The sequence below is a fragment of the Janthinobacterium sp. SUN100 genome (genome assembly GCF_030397705.1).
Taxonomy (GTDB): Bacteria; Pseudomonadota; Gammaproteobacteria; order Burkholderiales; family Burkholderiaceae_D; genus Janthinobacterium; species Janthinobacterium kumbetense.
This window is the reverse complement of record NZ_JAPUBU010000001.1, coordinates 938,895-960,174: the sequence shown is the minus strand read 5'-3', so window position 1 is coordinate 960,174 and position 21,280 is coordinate 938,895. Positions and strand designations below refer to the sequence as shown.

Below are 21,280 nucleotides of genomic sequence, written 5' to 3'. Positions count from 1 at the left end.
CGAAACACTCCCTGTGAGAACCCTGCAAATTGGCGCTTTCAATGGCATTCACACTGCAGGGGTCGCAAGTTCGAAACTTGCACTTCCCACAAAATTTTTCTTTTGTATTCAATGACTTAGGATTTTTCATCCTGCAAAAATACGAACTTGGGGCAAACTTGGGGCAATGGGATTTTTATTCCGCTGCCCAGCCTCAACGATACGGCCGCTTTCTGCGGCCGTTTTCACGTCAAGCTGGCTTAGAACGCCTGACAATCCTCTTCCTTGCTTTCAAAGCAACAAGTTCGTACACTAAGGACGCCTAACAAAACCGCTGAATGTATCTCCAGCAGATGAGTATGCAGGCAAGCGAGAGAAGCGCCTGGCGGATATCGGCACGGCGTTCATAGCGGACGCGTAATCGGCGGAAGCGGTGCAATCAGCCCAGTGTGCGCTCAACCACCCAGCGCCATTTACCCAGGCGTTCGCGCGACTCGATGTGATTGCACAACAACGCTTTATCCGCACCCTGCCTCACACACATAAGCGATAGCAAACGATTCGTATGGCTGCAGGCTGAGGTGGTCGGTCCAGCTGTCACGCTGGGCATAGTTGCTGATCAAGCCTTGCCCGGCAATGCCGTGCAGCGTTGCCGGCAGATCCAGTTCGACGTGTTCGCCGGAGAAGTTGTTGACGACAACCAGCTGTTGGCTTCCCAAGCTGCGCCGGTAGGCGAATACCTGCGGGTGCTGCTCCAGTAACGGCAGGTAATTTCCGTAAACCATGACGTCCCAGTGCTTGCGCAGTTCGATCAGCTTCTGGTAGTGGAAGAAGACCGAATCGGGTTGTTCCAGTGCGGCCGCGACGTTGATCTCCGGGTAGTTGGGATTCAGCTTGAGCCATGGCGTGCCAGTACTGAAGCCGGCGTTGTGTGTGCTGTTCCACTGCATTGGGGTGCGTGCATTGTCCCGCCCGTTGGCGTGGATGCCGGCCATCATCGTCTCCGGTGGTACACCGGCGGCCGTGCGTTCGTGGTAGAGGTTGAGCGATTCGATGTCGCGATAGTCGTCAATGGAATCGAAACGTACATTCGTCATGCCTATTTCCTCGCCTTGATAGACGTAGGGGGTACCCTTGAGAAAATGTAGCGCGGTGGCCAGCATCTTGGCCGACTCGACCCGGTAACGGCCGGGGTCGCCGTATTTGGATACGGCGCGCGGCAGGTCGTGATTATTCCAGAACAGCGAATTCCAGCCGGCATCGGCCAGCTCGGTCTGCCACTTACCGATGATCTGCTTGAATTCGATCAGATCGAACGGCCGCGGCTTCCATTTCCCCTCCTTGGTATCGTGGGTCATTGTGATGTGCTCAAACTGGAAGACCATCGACAGCTCCTGACGCGCCGGGTCGGAATACAGCTTGGCTGTCTCCGGGGTGGCGCTCCAAGTCTCGCCCACCGACAATACATCGCGTGCGGCCAAGGTCGCTTGGTGCATTTGCTGCAGTAGCGGGTGCAGTCGTGTGCCGTTGGCGATGATCTGCTGGTCGACCTGTTTGCCGATGAGATCGATCACATCCATGCGGAAGCCGCCGATGCCCTTGTCCAACCACCAGTTCATCATGCGATACACCTCTGCCTGCACCTGAGGATTTTCCCAGTTCAGGTCCGGCTGTCGTTTCGAGAACAGATGGAAGTAATATTCACCGCTGGCGGAATCGTACTCCCATGCACTCCCGCCAAAATACGAACGTTGCTGGTCGGGCGGGGAGCCATCGGCGCCTGCATTGCGCCAGATGTAGTAGTCACGGTAGGGGCTATCCCTGGATTTCTTCGCCTCGACGAACCAGGCATGTTCGTCAGAGGTGTGGTTGACCACAAGATCCATCAAAATACGGATGTCGCGCCTGGCCGCTTCTGCGATCAACTGCTCCATCTCGGCCAATGTGCCGAATTCGGCGGCGATATCCTGATAGTCGGAGATGTCATAGCCGTTATCGTCCATCGGCGACCGGTACACTGGCGACAGCCAGATCAGGTTGATTCCCAGATGTTGCAGGTAGTCCAGTCTGCCAATGATGCCGGCCAGATCACCGACCCCATCGTGATTGCTGTCTTGAAAACTACGTGGGTAGATCTGATACACGACGGCGTTATGCCACCATTTCTTATCCAACATGATTATCTTTCTCGCTTATTGATTGACGGCACTGTCTTGCAACGTGCCAAGGGATCGCCAGGGGTAGGGCAGATCCGATCTCGTCTTTGAATCAGGCAGCTATGAGATCGTACACCTGGCGTCTGTCAGGACACTCAGGCTACCAACACGATCCACCGGTTTTTCCTCTTTCAAGAACTGTGGATCAGAATAGTCTAAGCTACCGATAGCAACTCATGGCGATTCAGTGTTGATGTAACAACACCGTCACATTTGAATGCCACTATGCACCATTTCAGAATGGTGCAGCTACCTTGCCGACTCGATCCGTCATCCTGCCATGCCCCATGCAGCACCGCTGCTGGCTTGACGACGCTCGCGGCAATGCGCGGTGGCGGGATCGACAGGGGCGCGTATGTACGTCGGCGGCTTGAGCTGCAACGGGCTGGCGCTCTTCTGGGTACTGAGTGGGTTTATCGGATTAACAGGGGACGCCCATGGCGCGCCTCCCGATTTGCCGCCTACAGGTGCTGCACGTGTCAATCCCGTTTCGGATGCGGCTATTTCTCTCCTTGCTTTCAGTATCCCGGCGCAGCCGCTCAATGCGGCGCTGAACCAATATGCGGACATCACAGGACAGCCTGCATTGTTTTCCAGTGATATCGCGCATGCCCGTACCTCCACGGCGGTATACGGCCATTATTCAGCCGAAGCGGCATTGCGCATCCTGCTCGAAGGTACCGGACTGGTTGCTGACAGGCGCAGTTCTGGCCTGGGCCAGACCTTCATTCTGAGAGAGGCCGCCGTGGCATCCGCCGCACCGGCATCCACCTTGCCGCGCAATGGCATGGCGGAGCTGTTCAGCGAGGATGGCTATGCCGGACTGGTTCAGATGCGTATCTGGCAGGCGCTGTGCTCGGATGCGCGTACCCGGCCGGGCAACTACACGTCCTTGCTGCGGTTTTACCTGGAAACGGATGGCCGCATCGGCGGCGCACGCCTGCTCGGCAGCAGTGGCGATCCCCGTCGCGATGCCGCGTTGCTGCACGCGGTGCGCGGCGTGCGCGTCGGCCGCCTGCCACCTGCGGCAATCGCGCGCCAGCCTCTGACCATGATGGTTGCGCCCAGCGCCCCTGGAGTGGGGCCGCAGTGCGGCCAGCAGCAGGGGGAGGGCTAGCCATGTCCGAAGGCACGCAGCTTTTCCTGCTGAACTACCTGGGCAAGCACTACGCCACCATCAAGCAGCGCCTGACGCGCAAGCTGGGCAATGCTGAAGATGCCGGCGATGCGCTGCACGACACCTGGCTGCGCCTCAAGGGCGGCGAAGACCTTGGGCCCGTCCAGAACCCCGGTGCCTACCTGTCCCGGATGGCGGTCAATATCGCGGTGGACGTGCAGCGCCGGCATAGCCGCCTGCTGTCCGGCGATAATATCGATGCATTGCTGGAGGAACTGGTGGACCCGGCCCCCGGACCGGCGCGCACGGCCGAGATACGCTCGGACCTGGATGCCCTGTTGCAGCTGCTCGACCGCATGCCCGAGCGCCGCCGGGCCGTCGCGCTGCTCGTGCATGCGGAAGGCGTGACGCAAAAAGAGGCGGCCCAGCGGCTGGGCGTGTCGTTGCGGACGGTCGAATACGAATTGAAGCGCGTCCATGAGCGCCTGGACACCTATCTGGCGGCGGAGCATAAATAATGCGGGTTTTCCGGGGCGCCATTCGTCATCAAGTATGAGAGAGCAAAAAACATATGCAAGCAGCACGCAGCAGCCCGCAGGTTTCCTGCCTTGCGGCCCGGCCTGGCCGCTGGACCTGACACGATGATGAAGACGCCGCCGCCCAAGGACAGCCGCGCCGCTTCGTCCGCCGAGCTGGAAGCCCAGGCGTGGAACTGGTTGCGCCTGCTCACCTCGGGAGACGCGCGCGAAGTGGATGCGCAGCGGTTCCGGCGCTGGGTCAAGTCCAGTCCCTCGCATCAGGCCGCGTACAACGACGTGAAGCGGCGCTGGGATGCGCTTGAGGCCCCGGCCCGCGAGTTGCTGCGCGCCAGGCCGGAAGCCGTGCCGGCGCGCGCGCGCCGTCCCCTGCTTGCGCCCGGCGGACGGCGGGCTTTTCTCGGCGCTGCCATCGGCGCGGCGGCCGTCGCCGGCGTGGCCGTGGTCCATCCGCCCCTGGGCTTGTGGCCGGGACCGGACGAGTGGGCTGCAGACGAGCGCACCGCCCCTGGCGAACAGCGCACGCTGGCGCTGTCCCAGAGTGTCGACGTCATCCTCAATACGCGCACCAGCATACGCCGCCAGACCGATGGCGGCAGGCTGGTTGGCCTGGACTTGCTCACGGGCGAGGCGTCCATCGATTTGAGGGGGGCGGGGCCGGCCTTTGCCGTCGTGGCCGGCGTTGGCCGCAGCCTGCTCGAATCCGGACGGGTCGAAGTGCGCCACCTCGATGGCAAGGTTTGCGTCACCTGTATCGAGGGCGCCGTCCGCGTGGAGCATCCGGCCGGCGCGCGTCAGCTGCATGCGCGCCAGCAATTGGTTTATGGCGCCAGTTCGCTGGGCGACATCGCCGGCATCGACCCGAAAACAGTGTCGGCCTGGCGCCAGGGGATGCTGGTGTTTGACCAGGCCCCTCTGGCCGACGTGCTCGACGAAATCAATCGTTACCGCGCCGGCCGCGTGGTGCTGATGAACGATGCCGTGCGCAACAAGCCCGTCAGCGGGCGTTTCTTCACGGCCTCGCTGGACCTGGCGCTGTGGCAGTTGCAGGAATCGTTTCAGCTGCAGGCACGGTCGCTGCCGGCGGGATTGCTGCTCTTGAGCTGAACGGCTCGCTCCATCGTGTTGCACGGCAAGTCCCGGCACGTTGGCGCGCGTGTCGCCGGCGCTGTGCGCAGAGGTTACAAAAATAGTTTCAAAAAAGTTTGCGGTATTTGCGTGGTGCGGTTCGTCACCCTTGCATAGGGGCTCTTCCTGTCGCCGGCGCTACTCGGCTGCGATGGGGAAAGCCTTCATGAATGTGGCTGGCCGGGGCGAGACGGGCAGCCGGACGGCATCGACTCAATGACCAGGCGGATACTTACATGAACACACGCGGGCGCAGTGGCAGGGAAAATCAAACGATACGCAAACAGGATCGGGTATTCAGGCTGGCGCCGCTGGCGCGGGCCATCGCGCTGACGCTGGCCGCCGGCGCGGTGACGGTGCCGGCTCATGCGCAGCGCGCGTTCAGTCCGGCATGGTTTGCCGACAAGGGCGCGGTCCGGGACACGGCGTCGCAAACGGGCCGGCTGCCCAACGGCTTGCCCGCATCCAACCTGACGAGCCCGCTTGGACAGCAGCAGAAGGCCAACGAGCAACTGCAGCGCTCCATCAGCAACCTGAACCTGGCCGCGCGCGGCATCGCGGCGCAGCAGTCGGCCCAGGCCGCCGCCCGCCTGGCGGCAGCGAGCGGGGCATCCATTCCCGACGGCATGACCGTGGGTGGCTTGAAAATCGACACCAATTCGCTGAGCGCAGGCTGGCACAACGCCAATGCCCCGACGCTTACCCAGGTCGACGGCCGCAGCAACGTCGCCATCGAACAGACGGCCGACAAGGCTATCCTGAACTGGGAGACGTTCAATGTCGGTCGCAACACGACGGTCGAATTCAGGCAGCAAAAGGAGTGGGCCGTTCTCAACCGCGTCAATGACCCGAACGCGCGGCCCTCGCAAATCCAGGGCCAGATCAAGGCCGATGGCACGGTACTCATTGTCAACCGCAACGGCATCGTCTTTAATGGCAGCAGCCAGGTCAATACGCGCAACCTCGTCGCCGCCGCCGCCCAGATCGACGACGGCCAGTTCAAGACCAGCGGCATCTACACGGCCAATGCCAGCCAGCCCAGCTTTACCAATGCCCAGGGCAAGGTAGAGATACAGGCCGGTGCGCGGATCGCCACGCTGGCCCCGAAGACTTCCACCGAAGGGGGCGGCTATGTCTTGTTGCTCGGCAAGGAGGTGCACAACGGGGGAGACATCGCCACGCAGAAAGGCCAGACTGCGCTTGCGGCCGGCGACAACTTCATCATCAAGAAGGGTGTCGGCACCGATGGCAACCAGGCGTCGACCACGCGCGGCAACGAGATCACCCCTCAGTTCAGTACCGACAGCCTGTCGGGCAAGGTGAGCAATACCGGCCTGATCCAGGCTCGCGAGGGCGACGTGACCCTGGTGGGGCGTGACGTCCAGCAAAACGGCATCGTCCTTGCCACCACCAGCGTCACCACGCGCGGCACCGTGCATCTGAACGCCATCGGCGCGGATGGCAAGGTCGCCCTCGGCCAGGGTGCAGCCACTGCCGTGGTGATCGAGGACGACGGCAAGAGGGCCCTGGACAGCCAGCGCGACAGCCTGCGAGGACCGGCAATCAGCACTCCCGAGAACATCGTGGCCATCACTGATCGCCGCGACCAGTCCCGCATCGAGATCAGCAGCAGCGGCGCGGCCGACTTCCAGAGCGACTCCCTGACCTTGGCTACCGGCGGTCAGATCGTCATCAATGCAGCCCAGCGCAGCCTGGTGCGTGAGCGCGCGCGGATCGACGTTTCCGGCGCCGTGGGCGTAAACCTGGCCATGGAATCGAACAACGTCAAGGTCAACGTCCAGGGCAATGAACAGCGCGATGCGCCGGTCAACCGGGATGGCAAGACCCTCAACAGCAACGACATGTGGATCGACCGCCGCAGCCTGGTGTTCGTACCCAAGGGCACGAACGGCTACGCCACCGAGCGCTGGTACACGGCGGGCGGCCTGCTGGAGGTGGGCGGCTATCTTGGCACCGCGGGCCACACCGTGGGCGAATGGATGGCGCAGGGCGGCACGGTGAGCTTTGGCGGCAACGATGTGGTCACGCAGGCCGGCTCCAGCATCAATCTCTCGGGCGGCACGGTCAATGTGCAGAGCGGTTTCATCAATCAGACCTGGCTCAAGGGGACCGATGGGCGGCTGTACGAAGTGAACAAGGCCCCGGGCGACCAACGCTACACGGGCGTCTACAAGGGCTACGAAGACAAGCACGAACGCTGGGGCGAGAAGGCGACCGGCTATTACTACAACCCGCTGATCGGACAGCAGCGCAGGCTGGAAAGCGGCTACACGGTGGGCCGCGATGCGGGCGTGCTGGTGGTCGGGACGAAGAACGCGGTGCTCGAGGGCGACATCGCGGGGGACACCTTCCGGGGAAGCGGCCAGACGCAGGCGGCGCAGGCCGGACTCGACGGGTATGACCAGTCGCAGATGGCGGTGGCGCGCGGCGGGCAGTTGGTGGTCGGCACCTACGGTACCCTCTACGACAAGAATACCGGCCTGATGCACCGCCGGCTCGACACCGCGGGCGTGAAGAACGTGGTGCTGAGCGACACGGCCGAACGCATCGCAACCGGGCTCGACCTCACGGCGGCGTTACCAGCCGCGCGTCAGGACACGTTGACCCTCGACACCACGTTGCTCAACGGCTTCTCGCTGGGGGCAGTGCGCATTGCGGCCGAGAACTCGATCACGGTGGACTCGGCGCTGACGCTGGGCAATGGCGGCGACATCGCGCTCTACGGCCCGAAAGTCGGTGTGAACGCGGACCTCACGACGCACGGCGGCAGCATCCGCCTGGGCGACACGCTCGCGCAAGCCAGCACCAACCGCCTCGATGACACCACGCAGACCACCACGCCGGAAGGCGTGCGCGCGGGCGTGACGGTGGCCCGGGGCGTGGCACTGGACACGCGCGGCCTGTGGAGCAACCTGTGGCTCGATCCTGCCGATACCGGCAACATGGCGTGGCGCAACGGCGGCAGCGTGTCGATCCGCAGCAGCGGAGACGTGCTGCTGGCCCAGGGCAGCGTCATCGACGTGTCCTCGGGTGCGGCCTTGCTGGCCAACGGTACCTCGCAGCGAGGCGGCAAGGGCGGCGACGTCCGGCTGCAGGCGAATGCGCAGACCGGCGGTGGCGAGGGCGTGCTGGCGACCGATGGCGCGCTGCGTGGCTGGGGCACCTCGGGTGGCGGCACGCTGAGCTTGCAGACCGGGCGCATGCTCGTCACGGACGGTCGAGGGGGGGCAGACACTTCGGCCGAGCCAGGCACATTGCTCCTCTCAGGCAACTTCTTCGACAAGGGCTTCAGCCGCTATGCACTCATCGGCGACCGCGGCGTCACGGTGACCGACGGCACGCAGGTCGAGGTGACGATGCCGGTGCTGCGCGTAACGCCCGAAGCCAGGAATGTCGCGAGCACCGCCGTTTTGGGCAAAGCACTGCAAGCCTGGACGCCGCTGCTCTACACCGAGGATGCCGCCAAGGGCGTGCTCACGCAGCGTGCCGGTGCGAGCCTGAGCCTGCAGGCGGGCACGGTGCAGACCCTGGCAGCCGACCTGCCGACGGTGGCTGCGGTCATTGGTCGGGATGCGCAGATCACGGTCGATCCCGGCCAGGCCATCGACGTGCGCAGCGTCGGCCAGCTCACGCTGCAAGGCCGGCTGCTGGCGCACGGCGGCAGTATTTCGTTGAAGAACCTTGACCTCACGCGCATGGAGCAGGAGCATGCCGTGGATGGGGCGCACAGCCGCTCGATCTGGCTCGGCGAGCAGGCGCTGATCGACGTGTCCGCCACGCCCGCGACCGCGCTCGATGCGCACGGCCGGCGCTACGGCATCGTGCGCGACGGTGGCAGCATCGTGATCGGCGGCGAGATCAAGGAAAGCGACGGTTCGGCCACGGCCGCCAACGGCTTCATCGTCGTGCGCGAGGGTGCCGTGCTCGATGCCTCGGGTACCGCCGCCGTGTTCGACATGGGCGCTGCCGGCCCGGTCGCGGTAGCGAGCCGCGGCGGGCATATCGCGCTGGCCTCGAACAACGGCCTCTACCTGGACGGCGAACTGCGGGCCCGCTCGGGCGGCGCGGGCGCCGCTGGCGGCACGCTGCAAGTCGCGCTGGAATCGCCCGAAGTGCGCACGAGTTCCGGCCCGGCGCAGTACACGCTGGCCGAGAACGCGGTGCGCAACTACCGCGACCTGGTGATCGGCGGGCTGCAGGGTCCGTCGGACCTGCCGGCCGGACTGGCCCCCGGCGCGGCCGATGCGGCGCTGGTCTATGGCCACGGCCGGCTGGGCGTCGACACGGTCACACGGGGCGGCTTCGATAAGCTCGCGCTGCTCAGCGCGGGCGGCATCAGCCTGGAAGACAACGCCAGCCTGCGGCTCGGCCAGAGCCTGTCGACCTACGGCGCGCTGATGCTGGCCGACAACGCGCGCAACGATGCGCACATTACGCTGGAAGCACCCTACGTGCGGCTGGCCAGCATCACGCAGAGCTTGGGGGTGGACGTGACCCGAGGTCGCTTCGGCGTCATCGGCACCGGCGACTGGCTACCCTCCGAGGCACATCTGGAGGTGCATGCCGGCCTCATCGACGTGCGCTCGTCGGTTCGAATGTCTGGTGTCAACGGCGATATACCGATATCGTCCGACAGCGACACGCCGGAGATCCCGGGCAGCATCAGGGTGGAGCGGCGCGGCTTCGGCCAGACCACGTTGCAAAGCGACAGCGACTTGCGCTTTCTGTCCGACGTGCCGGCCTTGACCAACGGCGTGCCGACGACCAGCCTGGCCACCCCTGGCGACCTCACACTGCGGGCTGCGCAAATCTACCCGGCCATCGGCGTCTCGGCTTCGATCCAGGCGGGTGTGTTGCCCGACGGCACTTATGCACCGGATCGCGTGCTGCGCATCGAAGGCAAGGGGCAAGCCGCGCCGGCGGTGCCTTATGCGGCCTTCGGCGGCCTGACGCTCGGCGCCGCGACCATCAAGCAGGGCGGCGTGCTGCGCGTGCCGCTGGGCAGCCTGCGCATCGGCGACGCAAACACCACGCGGGTCGACTTCCTGCCTGGGAGCCTGACCTCGGTAAGTGGCAACGGCCTGCTGATGCCTTATGGCGGCACGGTTGACGGCATCAACTACCTCTACGACGGCACGAAGGTGGAGTTGATCGGCGTGGGCGGCGCAGATTCGCGCGGACAGGCGCTGACGGTCGGCCTCACGCTGGGCGGAGCGAGCGTCAATGTGCAGCCTGGCGCGGTACTGGACCTCTCGGGCGGCGGCGAACTCAAGGGCTTTGGCTTTATCGGTGGCCGGGGCGGCTCGACCGATGCGCGCTACCACCCGCTGGTGCGCACTGCGGTCGATGGCAGCTTCAGCCTGCCCGGTCTTGCGGGCAACCCGGTGTATGCCGTCGTGCCCGGGGTGCAAGCCCCGGTCGCCCCGGCGGGCGGCGAACGTGGCGCGGTCGACCCGCTGATCGGCCAGCAGATCACGCTGGGTGCCGGCGTGCCGGGCTTACCCGCGGGCACTTACACGCTGATGCCTTCCACTTATGCCCTGATGCCCGGTGCCTTCCGCGTCGAGCTTAACGACAGCGCCGGCCAAGGCGCGGCGCAGCCCGGCAGCGCGATGCGCAACGGCTCGTGGTCGGCCGCCGCGCGGCTCGGCATCGCCAATACCGCCATCGGCGATACGCTGTTCCGTCAGGCGATCCTTACACCGGCCGAGGTGCTGCGTACCTACTCGCAGTACAACGAGACCTCGTTCAACCAGTTCATCGTCAGCGACGCCGCGCGCATCGGCGTGCCGCGCGCGATGGCACCCGCGGACGCGCGCACGCTGCTGCTGGCCCTCATGCCGAACACTGGCGCCGACGCCGGCGCCGACGCTTTCCATTTCGGGGGCATCGGCCGCTTCGACGCGGCCAAGGGCGGCTACGGCGGCGCGGTGGCTGTTTTTGCGGGATATGGGGGGCCTGAAAGCCAGATCGAGGTCGTACGCGGCGGTGCGAAGGCTACCGCCGGCTTCGAGGGCGTGACGCTGAACGCTGATGCGCTCAATGCAATGGGCGCCTCGCGGCTCATGCTCGGCGGTCTGCAGTATGTGGAATACGGCTCGGGCGGCAACATTGTGAGGTTCAACCCAGGGACGAACGGACTCACCTTGCGCCAGGGCGCGGTGCTGTCGGCTCCCGAGGTGTTTCTGCTGGCCGATGCCACCAACACCGATAACCCGAGCCACCTCGTGATCGAGCAGGGCGCGGGTGTCAACACACTGGGCAAGGGCCGCGCGGCCTATGACTCGGCCGATGGATTTTTCTACGCGGGTACGGCCGGCAATCTGGTGGCCGTGTCCAACGGCGTGCTTAGCATGCTGCCGGGTCTGCCGAGCGTGGACTTGCTGGGGAACCGCAGCCTGCAGATCGGCACATGCACCGTCTCGCCCTGCGCGGGCCAGACCGAGCTGTATTCCCAGGGCACCATTGCGCTGTCCACGCCCGACCGTTTCGTACTCGACGACACGGTGCGCTACGGCACGCGCAACCTCACGCTGGCGGTGCAGGGCATCAACGTCGGCGACAGCGTGGCGCTGGCTGACGCGGCCGCGCGCAGCACGCTACCGTCCGGCCTGGTGTTGAACCAGAGCTTGCTCGACCGCCTGCTGCGCGGCGACACGCGGTACGGCGCCCCGGCGCTCGAGACGTTGCAGCTCAACGCCAGCGGCGGCCTGCGATTCTTTGGCAGCGCCTCGCTCGACACCATCGACCCGGCCACCGGCAAATCCACGCTCGCGCGCCTGGTGCTGGGCACGCCCGCCATCTACGGCGCGGGTGCGGCCGGCGATGTGGCGACCATCCGCACCGGCCACCTGATCTGGACCGGATCGACCGTGGCGCCCGGCGCCGTAGTCACGGGCGGCGCCGGCACCGGCAGCGGCACGCTGGCCATCGAGGCAGGGACCATCGAATTTGGCTATGGCCCAGGCACGCAAGCCGCGGGCACCAGCGATGACGCGCGTCTGGCGCTGGGCTTCGCTGACGTGCGGCTCAAGGCCGGCGAGCGGATTACCGCCAACAACAAGGGCAGCCTCTCGGTCTACCAGTCGCAAGGCGCGTATGAAGCCGGCAAGGGTTATGCCTACAGCGGCGGCAACCTCGGCATCGACGCGCCGCTGGTGACAGGCGCGGCGGGCTCGGTCAACCGCATCACCGCGGGCGGCGACCTGCGCGTGAGCGCTTCCGTGCCTTTGACTACACCGGTCGCCGATGCCGCACTCGGCGCGGAACTGCGCCTTGCGGGCCGCGACGTGATCATCGACACCATGCTGGCACTGCCCACTGGCAAGCTCGTGGTCACCGCCGACAAGGACCTCACGCTGACCGGGCGCGCGCAGCTCGACCTGGCCGGCCGCAAGATCGATTTCAACGACGTGTCCAAGTACAGCTGGGGCGGCGACGTCACGCTCGAAAGCCTGGCCGGCAATGTGCGCCAGGCCGCTGGCTCGGTGATCGATGTGTCGGCGCGGAACAACCGCGCCGGCACGCTCAAGGCGCTGGCGCTGGGCGACCAGGCCGGCGTGGTCGACATGCAGGGCGCGATCCGCGGCGGCAGCACGGGGCGCTACGGCGCAGGTGGCACGCTCGTGCCCTACCTGGCTGGCGGCGTGGAAGTGCGCGCACAGCATCTCGGTGATGGCGTAGCGTCCGACAGCCAGTTCGCAGCCCTCAACCAGCGGCTCAACGAAGGCGGCGTGTCCGGCACGCGCACCTTCCAGCTCAAGCAGGGCGACCTCGCCATCGGCGACGGCTTGAAGGCCGGCGAGGTCAACGTGTCGGTCGACAACGGCAGCCTGACGGTCAACGGCACCGTCGACGCCAGCGGCGAGCGCGCGGGCCGCATCTACCTCGCGGCGAAGAACGCCCTGACGGTGGCGGGCTCGGCCGTGCTCGATGCGCACGGCACGCTGCTGCGCGTGGATAGCTACGGCAAGATCATCGATTCGCCCAACCGCGCGATCGTCGACCTGAGTACGCAGGGCGGCGTGCTGACGCTGGCCGACGGCGCACGCGTCGACCTGCGCCACGGCACAGCCGCGACCCTGGGCACGCAGCCGGGGCAGAACGACGGCCGCGCACGCGGCACGCTCGAACTCTCGGCGCCGCGCATCGGCGCCAACGGCTTGCCGGGCATCAACGGGGCGGCCGATGCGGCGGTCCACGGCGACATCGCCATCGACGCGCGCGGTGCGCTCGACATCCGCGGCGCTCGCTCCATCGCGGTCAACGCCATGCAACGCTACGACGACGCCCCGCTGGTCAGCACGCCGGCTGCCAGCGGACGACCCTACCAGGAGATCACCCAGACCTGGCTGAAGGACAAGCACGACGACAACAACGATTTCATCGATGCCGCACTGGCGCGCGCCAGCCTCATGACCGGCAAGCTTGCCGGCCTGCGCAACCCGGCCTATGCCGACGCCTTCCATCTGCGTCCCGGCATCGAGATCACTAGCAATGCGTTGAGCAACCCGGGTGGCGACATCGTCGTGTCGGGCGACCTGGACCTGTCGGACTATCGCTACGCCAGCGTCAACCCGCACACGCAAAAGACCGGCGTCTATGGCTCGGGCGAAGTCGGCACCTTGCGCATTCGCGCAGCCGGCAACCTCGATATCTATGGCAGCATCAACGACGGCTTCGCGCCGCCGCCCGCCACGCAGGACGACAAAGGCTGGTTGTTGCTTTCGGGAAATAATTTCTTCGGCGCCGACACGGTGATCCCGCGTGCCGGCGTCGTGCTGGCCGATGGCACGGCGTTCGAAGGCGGCAACGCGCTCAATTTTGACCTGCCGATCCAGTCGAGTGACTTTGCCGCCGGCACGCTGATCCCCGTGTCCAGCGAATTGACGGCTGAGATGCTGCTGCCCGCCGGGACCGTGCTCGCTGCCAACGTGCGCGATGCCTCGGGACAGATTATTCACGCGGCCGGCAGCATCGCCGGCGAAACCGTGACGCTGCCACAAGGCACGCGCCTGGACGCGGGCACGCGCCTGTCGGGCGCCACCATGCTGGACGCGCTGGTCTGGCCCAAGGGCGTCGCGCTGCCGGCCGTGGGCGTGAAGTACCTGATGCATGGCGACACGACCTTGCCCGTGGGGGCGCTGCTGCCTTCTTCGACCGACATCAGGTTGCCGGGCGACGCCAAGTCGGTCGAGCTTCGTCCTGGCGGCGCGGGCCGGCTGTGGGGCGTGGCCGCGATGCTGCCGGAAGGCTCGCAGTCGTGGTCGCTGCAGCTGGCGGGCGGCGCCGACCTCGGTGCGGCCGACCCGCGCACGCCGCAGCAGAACCCCGCAGCGGGCGGCCTGCGCATGGCCGACACCCACTACGGTCTGTTCGCCAAGGCGCTGCCGTTCAAAGGCGCGTTTGCATGGACATCGCTCGCGGCTGCCGATCTGGGCTTGAAGGCAGGCGTAGAAATCACCGACGAAGTCGCCCGCCAACTCATGGGCGGCAGATACCAGACCGCTGCGGCGCTGTGCGGGGCGAACGGGTCCTATTGCACGCCCGTCTACGCGTTCAATTGGTCGGCGTCCGCAGCCCGGAGATTCAAGGATCCTGCGCTTGCGGATACGCCGATACTCGATGCCGATGTCGCGCGGTTGACCGGAGGCTCGTTCAAGACGGCTGAGGCGCTATGTAAGGGAAGCTCCAGTTATTGCGTCTCGCTACCCGTGAACATCTACTACGAATACCTGCCCGGCAGCACCCGCTTCAGCGTGCTGCGCACCGGCGCCGCCGACCTTGACCTGCGCGCGGCCGGCAACCTGGGCATGAACTCGCTCTACGGCGTCTATACGGCCGGCGCCTCGTCGCAGGCCACGCAGGCCGGCGACCCGTATAACCTGCCGCGCGTGGTGGGCAGCAGCGGCACGGTGCTGAGCGACAAGAACAAGGGCTACGAGAAGTTCGTCGATGGCGGGGCCGAGAGCCTGGCACGCGCCTGGTACCCGGCCGGCGGCGGCAACCTCACGCTGCAGGCCGGCGGCAACCTGACCGGCGAGGCGGCGCAGGCCATCGCCTCGACCGGCGTCGGCCGCCCCAACCCGGCCGATAAGGGCGTGACGACCAACGACACCGCCAACTGGCTGTGGCGCCAGGGCAGCGGCAGCACGCTGGGGGAAGGCAACGATCAGGCTGCGGCCTGGTGGATCAACTTTGGCAGCTACGCCACGCGCGGCACGACCGACACGCTGCTGGGTTTCACCGGTTACGGCACGCTGGGCGGCGGCGACCTGCGCGTGGACGTGGGCGGCGACGCGGGCCTTGTGTCCCAGCGGGGTGCGGCCGTTCGCACCGGCACGGACAACCTGCGCAGCGACGGCCTGGTGCTGGCCGTGGGCGGCACCGGCCGCGTACTGGCCGATGGCAGCCTGGCGCTCACCGGCGGGGGCGATCTGAGCCTGCGCGTCGGCGGCGCACTCAATCCCTTGGCGCTCGATCCCTTGAACGACATCCAGACCAACGCCGTGCTGAATGGCGCCGTCGTCAACCTGCGCGGCGACGTGCAGATGCAAGCCGGCGCGATGGGCACCCAGTCGCTGCGCTACGCGCAGTACACCGGCCAGCTGTCCGAACGCGACCCCCAGGCCATTGATCCGTTCTCGGCCGGGCGCGCGGTGGCGCAGGGCGGCATGCTGCTGGTGCCGGGCGATGCGAGCTACCAGCTGAACACGCGCGGCGACCTGGTCGTGACGGATGCCAACGACGCGGGCCGTGCCGTGCTGCCGAAGGCCACGCCCTTCAACGTCGGCGCGGCCAAGGGCAGCGGCGACAGCTGGTTCACGCTGTGGACGCCGAACACCGCCATCCGCCTGTTCTCGGCCGGCGGCGACCTGACGCCGCAGATGGCCAACCTTGGCGCACTCCCGACCGACATGGCGAACGTCTACCCGTCGATCCTGAGCGCGGTTGCGGCCAGCGGCAGCCTCTACTATGGCAGCATGGCCACGGACAGGACGACAGAGGCGACCGGCGCGCTGGTGCTGGCGCCATCGGCCAACAGCCTGCTGGAGTTTCTTGCCAGCGATTCGATCCATGGCGGCGGCTACACCGTGAGCCCCTCGGGCGCAGCCGAGAGTGCCATGGCCACGCCCTTCCATCCGGCTTTCCGGGGCACGCTGGCGAACGGCACAGTTGTGAGCAATCTCGCCGAGGCCGGCAACCTCATCGAAAATGGCAGGCCATTGTTCGCACTGGGCGCCAACACTGTTTCGGCAGGCGGCAAACATGGCAGCGAACCGGCGCGCTTCTATGCCCTGCACGGCGACCTCGTGGGTGTGGCCACGGGCCGCATCAACGTCTTTACGTCCAACGATCCGACACGCGCTGGCCAGACTTATTACGAGGCCGGGCAGCCGGTGTGGATGATGGCCGGGCGCGACATCGTCGGCAGCGGCACGCCTATCGGCCAGGCCCTGCCCACTGACGCAGGCCTGGGTGCGCGCTATGAAAGCTCGGGCAACCTGTTCGCGCACGGCGCCCCGACCGACGTGTCGGTAGTCTCGGCCGGTCGCGACATCGTCTACAGCAGTTTTAACGTGGCGGGCCCCGGCACGCTGGAGATCACCGCAGGGCGCCACATCCAGATGGAAGACCGCGCGGGCGTGACCAGCCTGGGGCCTGTGGTGTCGGGCGACAGCCGGCCCGGCGCGAGCATCTCGATGCTGGCCGGCGTAGGCGTGAACGGCCCCGACTACAAGGGCTTCCTGGCGCGTTACCTCGGCGAAGGCAAGCGCGCCCAGGCTGGCATGCCGCTGGCTGAGCAGCCGGGCAAGGTCGTCAAGACCTACGAGGCCGAGCTGGCCACCTGGCTGGCCGAACCGGCCCACGGCCTGGGCTTCACCGGCACGGCCGGCGAGGCGCAGGCTTTCTTCGACGCGCTGCCGGCAACGCAGCAACGCATCTTTGCGCGCCAGGTGTATTTCGCCGAACTCAAGGCAGGCGGGCGCGAGTACAACGACGCGGACGGCGCGCGCTTCGGCAGCTACCTGCGCGGGCGCAATGCCATCGCGGCGCTGTTTCCAAAGGGGAGGGCGGACGGAACGCCGATCAACTACAGCGGCGACATCACGATGTTCCGCGGGAGGGCCGGCGCCACGCCGCGCAGCGGCTTCGTACGCACGTTGTTCGGTGGCAATATCGAGCTCATGACGCCGGGCGGCCGCCAGGTCTACGGCATCGAGGGCGAGGCGCCGCCGTCCGAGTCGGGCGTACTGACCCAGGGCGCGGGCGACATCGCGATCTACTCGCTCGGCAGCATCCTGCTGGGCCAGAGCCGCATCATGACCACGTTCGGCGGCGGCATCATGAGCTGGTCGGCCGAGGGCGACATCAATGCTGGCCGGGGTTCGAAGACCACCGTGGTTTACACGCCTCCCAAGCGTGCGTACGACCAGTGGGGCAACGTCACGCTGTCATCGGACGTGCCGAGCACCGGTGCCGGTATCGCCACGCTGGCGCCGATTCCCGAAGTGCCGGCCGGCGATATCGACCTGATCGCGCCCCTGGGCACCATCGACGCGGGTGAAGCGGGTATCCGCGTGTCGGGCAATGTGAACCTGGCGGCCCTGCAAGTGGTCAATGCGGCCAATATCGCCGTCAAGGGCGAGTCGACGGGCATGCCGGCCATGGCGGCGGTGAACGTCGGCGCATTGAGCAATGCCAGTGCGGCAGCCTCGCAGGCGACGGCCGCCGCGCAGGACGTGCTGCAGCGCGAACGCGCGACGACGCGCCAGAACCTGCCGTCGATCTTCACGGTGCGCCTGCTCGGCTTTGGCAACGAGCCGATGGAGGGGGAGGTGGAAGCACCGCCGCCGCCACCGCGGGCCGGCTTGCAGTCATCGCGCGGCGTTCCCTACGATCCTGCCAGTCCCGTGCAGTTCCTTGGCGTGGGGCGGGATTTTGACGCCAAGCAGCTTGCGCGCCTGAGCCCGGAGCAACTGCGCCAGTTGCAGCAGGAGCGCCAGTCCAGCGGCATGTAGCGCGTGCCCGCCTGTTTCCTGCCCTGTGCAGGGAACAGGCGGGGCCGCTCCCCCATTCTTGCAGCCGAACACCGAGGTAGACGTCATGAACCCGAGTACCCTGGATGGCCTGGAGGCCTCCAATATTGCCGATGCGCTCGTAGCAGAACCGTTCGGCGAGCATGCCCCGGGCATCGTGCTGCGCGATTTCCTGGCGGCGAACTATGCCCGCCTGCACCGCCGGTTGCTGCGCAATCTCGGTTGCGCGGACCTGGCCAGCGATTGCCTGCACGACGCCTGGCTGCGGCTGGCGGATACCAGCACCCCGGTATCCGTGCAAAACCCGAACGCCTATGTCTACCGGGTGGCGTGCAATGTCGCGATGGACGAGCTGCGTGGCAGGCGGTCCGCGCAATACGACGATGCCGCGGCAATCGAGCATCTGACGGATCCAGCGCCCGGCCCGGACCTGATTGCGCTGGCCCGCTCCGACCTGGCCGAGGTCGAGCGCGCGATGCAGCGCATGCCGTACCGGCACCGTTCCGTGCTGGTCGCCCTGAGGATCGAAGAAAAAACACGCCAGGAGGTTGCGGACGAGTATCAGGTTTCCCTGACCAATATCGATACGATGCTGCGCCAGGCCCTGGATCACTGTGCCCGGGAAACCGGGCAGAATGTGCTCGGCGGCATTAACCAGTCCCGGCGAGGATTCTCGCGCCGCTGGCAGGCCAAGGTGCTCGCCGCCGAGTCCACTGCGCTGGCGCGGCAACGCCCAGCTGCCGACCTGTTCCGTTTTGTCCAACAAACCCAGTCCCTTGGCGAAATCCCTCGCATGACACGGATTGATCACCGTCACAGGAGCAGCAGTAGCCAGTAACGCAGCGGCTTCAAAGGTGTCATCACGATGGTTCTGTCGCGTTGTTGATCGGTAGGTGAAATTTTCCCGGCATGGCACTTGAACTCTCAAACTGGACGGACCTGTCCTGCCAGCGCATAAAATTGGTCGGCGAACGGCATCATCACCGTGCGAGCCGTTGCGAACTGACCTTCGCCGATCATCTGCATGAGTTTGACGCAAGCAACTATGTCTTGAAGCAAACGGCAATGTCGTTGTCCAGGATGGCAAGCCAGTCTACGTACATGACGACGGGAAGGAGGTTCCGTTCGATGCGGCCGCTTCTGCGCCCGCGAAGTTGCGCGTGCTGTCCTTGGCTGAAGGTGCTGCAACGCGAGCTGGCGGCCGAAAAAGATCGCGTTGCCGAGCAAGCGCGCGAAAACGAGGCGGCCGTCATCCACGTCGCCAAGCAGGCCGCCGCCAACGAAGCCGAAGCGAAGCGCCTGAGCGACGAAGCTGCCACCTTCCAGGCAGCGACAGATGCCGGCGCCGCGTTGTTACAAGCAATCGCCGCGCCGGCTGCATCGGCCCAGAGGTCGGCCAAAGCGGCCAAGACTTGAGTCTTGGCCGTCACCATCAAGCCGATTTAAATCTGCGTCGGCCAGCGAAACCGACTATGCCCAAGCCGGCCAGTAACATGGCGTAGGTTTCTGGCTCAGGAACAGGAATGGTGTTATTTGTGAAATTTGCCGTAAATCTCATGTAATACGTCTTATCCACACCCCACGGCTGACTTGCGTTAAGGGGATCCACGGCATTCGAATAAACGTGGTTCCCTGTTAATTCGCCATTGTTGTTGGATCCTTGCATCCTAACGAAATAAACTGGATTTTGGATGCCTGCAACTGTTAAGTATGCTACGTATTCTTTATTAAGTGGCAATGCCAGATTGAGTCCGGTTGCTTCAAATGCTTTAGTTTTGCCACTGTATGGGATTGGAGCACTCGTGTACAAGGCGGGACCGACGGCTTTGGTTCCGTCCCATGCAGCAATCCCGAATCCGACATAGCCGGTGCCATAATTTGAAGTGCCATAACCGGAAGACGCATAGAGGGTGAAATCGTTCAGCACTCCGCCTGGAGAAGTAAAGGTTTCTCCATAAGTAGTCGAACCTGTTGCGCCCAAGTAACCTAGTTCGCCACCGTTGAACTCGTTGGAAAAGGTTGTTGCTTGTACATGGAAGGAAGCGCACAAAATAATGCTCGGCAGTGCAACTTTGACAGCTGTGTATAAGTTCATCATTTTCCCTATTTTGATGTTAAAAAGATACCGAAATTAATTATACGACAATTTTATTGAAAAATTTCACCAATTAAATTTTTATTAAGAATGAAGGATTTCCTATGCTTACGATTGAAGCTGGCGCCGGCCTGCCCGATGCCGAATCGTATGCCAGCGTCGTCGCGGCAGATATCGGAGCAGGGTGGCTTTCCCCATGGTCACGGAGACTATCCATCGTGCTGGTTGGGCGCCGCGCTCAACGAGCGCGGTGTCGGCATCTGCGTGCGCCTCGAGAAAGGCGGTAACGCCGGCTTTGCGTGCGTGCGACTTCCTGCGCTCAGACGATGACGAGCGGATAGTCTCGCTGGCCGCCCCGACCGGTGCGACCGGAACGGCACTGCGCGAGGTGGTGCTGCCGCCGGCGTGGCGCATCAACCGCACAGCCGCCACTCCATCCTCAAGCCGCTACTGCTTGCACTGCTGCTCGGCGCCGACATCGCCAAGCGTCTGCTCGACGCACTACGATTGATTGCCTACCGCAACTACTCGCACCTCCCTGGCATCATCAAATCGAAGCCTCGAGTCCCACGTCCGAAATCGCACAAATCACTAAGTCAGAAGCCGTGCTGAGGCGCGGCGCTGCTAAGTTCGATGGATTGCAGTATGAACCCATGCTTTTAATTCATCTTCCTTTTTATTAAGCAATGCTCATTGACTACTCAATGGAAGTGCATTACATTGCTTTAATCGATAGTAAATATCGTATATTGATGTCGCAGTGCAGGGCATGAGGTAATACCAGGGGGTATGGCAAATATGAATGAATATTTTGTGGCTGCAGTGGCAACGATCGGCCTGGTCGCTATGATTCACTCCGTTTGGGGAGAAAAACGCATCTTCAATCGACTCCGGTGCGGCAAACTGGCGCCAAGCAATGCTGGCGGCGTGCTCCTTGAGTGGCACGTACGCATACACGGGTCCCGCCGGCATGTGCTGACCGTCTTCGGCCTCTGTATTACCGCCGTTCTGCTGCAGTTGGCATTCCCTTCGGTGAGCAGCCGCTTGGCCGGATTCATTGTGCAGGCATGCGCCGTCGCCATGCTGGCCGGGGCGGCCTTGGTATTTTTTGGTTCCAGGGTACGGTATTCCGGCTGAGTCTGCCTGCT

10 protein-coding genes and 1 pseudogene are annotated in these 21,280 nt (G+C 64.9%); 8 read left to right on the top strand and 3 right to left on the bottom strand.

What is annotated here, in order from left to right:
- Nucleotides 1-41: 41 nt before the first annotated feature.
- Nucleotides 42-305 (top strand): hypothetical protein, encoded by a 264-nt coding sequence (locus O0881_RS04150; protein WP_289910289.1) that lies wholly within the window; start codon nt 42-44, stop codon nt 303-305.
- Here the strand turns inward: O0881_RS04150 and O0881_RS04145 are convergent.
- Together O0881_RS04145 and O0881_RS04140 are read right to left on the bottom strand one after the other, a co-directional pair.
- Nucleotides 302-460, bottom strand: a pseudogene (locus O0881_RS04145) (transposase); the annotation flags it as partial. The gene O0881_RS04150 and the pseudogene O0881_RS04145 overlap by 4 nt on opposite strands.
- Nucleotides 461-497: 37 nt before the next feature.
- Entirely contained in the window at nt 498-2,156 is a 1,659-nt protein-coding gene (locus O0881_RS04140) for an alpha-glucosidase (RefSeq protein WP_289910288.1), read from the bottom strand.
- Nucleotides 2,157-2,550: 394 nt separating this feature from the next.
- On the opposite strand from O0881_RS04140, the gene O0881_RS04135 reads away from it, so the two are divergent.
- The 6 genes from O0881_RS04135 (at nt 2,551) to O0881_RS04110 (ending at nt 19,453) form a co-directional block, all read left to right on the top strand.
- On the top strand, nt 2,551-3,312 hold the full coding sequence (locus O0881_RS04135; RefSeq protein ID WP_289910287.1) for a TonB C-terminal domain-containing protein: 762 nt from the start codon (nt 2,551-2,553) through the stop codon (nt 3,310-3,312).
- A 2-nt stretch (nt 3,313-3,314) separates the two neighbouring features.
- Nucleotides 3,315-3,830, top strand: a complete 516-nt coding sequence (locus O0881_RS04130) for an RNA polymerase sigma factor (protein WP_289910286.1) — start codon at nt 3,315-3,317, stop codon at nt 3,828-3,830.
- A gap of 123 nt (nt 3,831-3,953) precedes the next feature.
- Complete coding sequence (locus tag O0881_RS04125) at nt 3,954-4,955, top strand: DUF4880 domain-containing protein (RefSeq protein WP_289910285.1); 1,002 nt, start codon at nt 3,954-3,956, stop codon at nt 4,953-4,955.
- A gap of 257 nt (nt 4,956-5,212) precedes the next feature.
- A complete protein-coding gene (locus O0881_RS04120; RefSeq protein WP_289910284.1) occupies nt 5,213-18,019 on the top strand; it encodes a filamentous haemagglutinin family protein in 12,807 nt (4,268 codons plus the stop codon).
- A gap of 85 nt (nt 18,020-18,104) precedes the next feature.
- On the top strand, nt 18,105-18,875 hold the full coding sequence (locus O0881_RS04115; RefSeq protein WP_289910283.1) for a sigma-70 family RNA polymerase sigma factor: 771 nt from the start codon (nt 18,105-18,107) through the stop codon (nt 18,873-18,875).
- 71 nt (nt 18,876-18,946) lie between these two features.
- A complete protein-coding gene (locus tag O0881_RS04110; RefSeq protein WP_289910282.1) occupies nt 18,947-19,453 on the top strand; it encodes a hypothetical protein in 507 nt (168 codons plus the stop codon).
- 16 nt (nt 19,454-19,469) lie between these two features.
- Here the strand turns inward: O0881_RS04110 and O0881_RS04105 are convergent, their stop codons facing one another.
- A complete protein-coding gene (locus O0881_RS04105) occupies nt 19,470-20,135 on the bottom strand; it encodes a PEP-CTERM sorting domain-containing protein (RefSeq protein ID WP_289910281.1) in 666 nt (221 codons plus the stop codon).
- A gap of 795 nt (nt 20,136-20,930) precedes the next feature.
- Between O0881_RS04105 and O0881_RS04100 the strand changes: the two genes are divergently transcribed.
- The gene (locus O0881_RS04100; protein WP_289910280.1) at nt 20,931-21,269 is read left to right on the top strand and encodes a hypothetical protein; all 339 of its coding nucleotides are present in this window, start codon (nt 20,931-20,933) and stop codon (nt 21,267-21,269) included.
- The last annotated feature ends 11 nt before the right edge of the window (nt 21,270-21,280 follow it).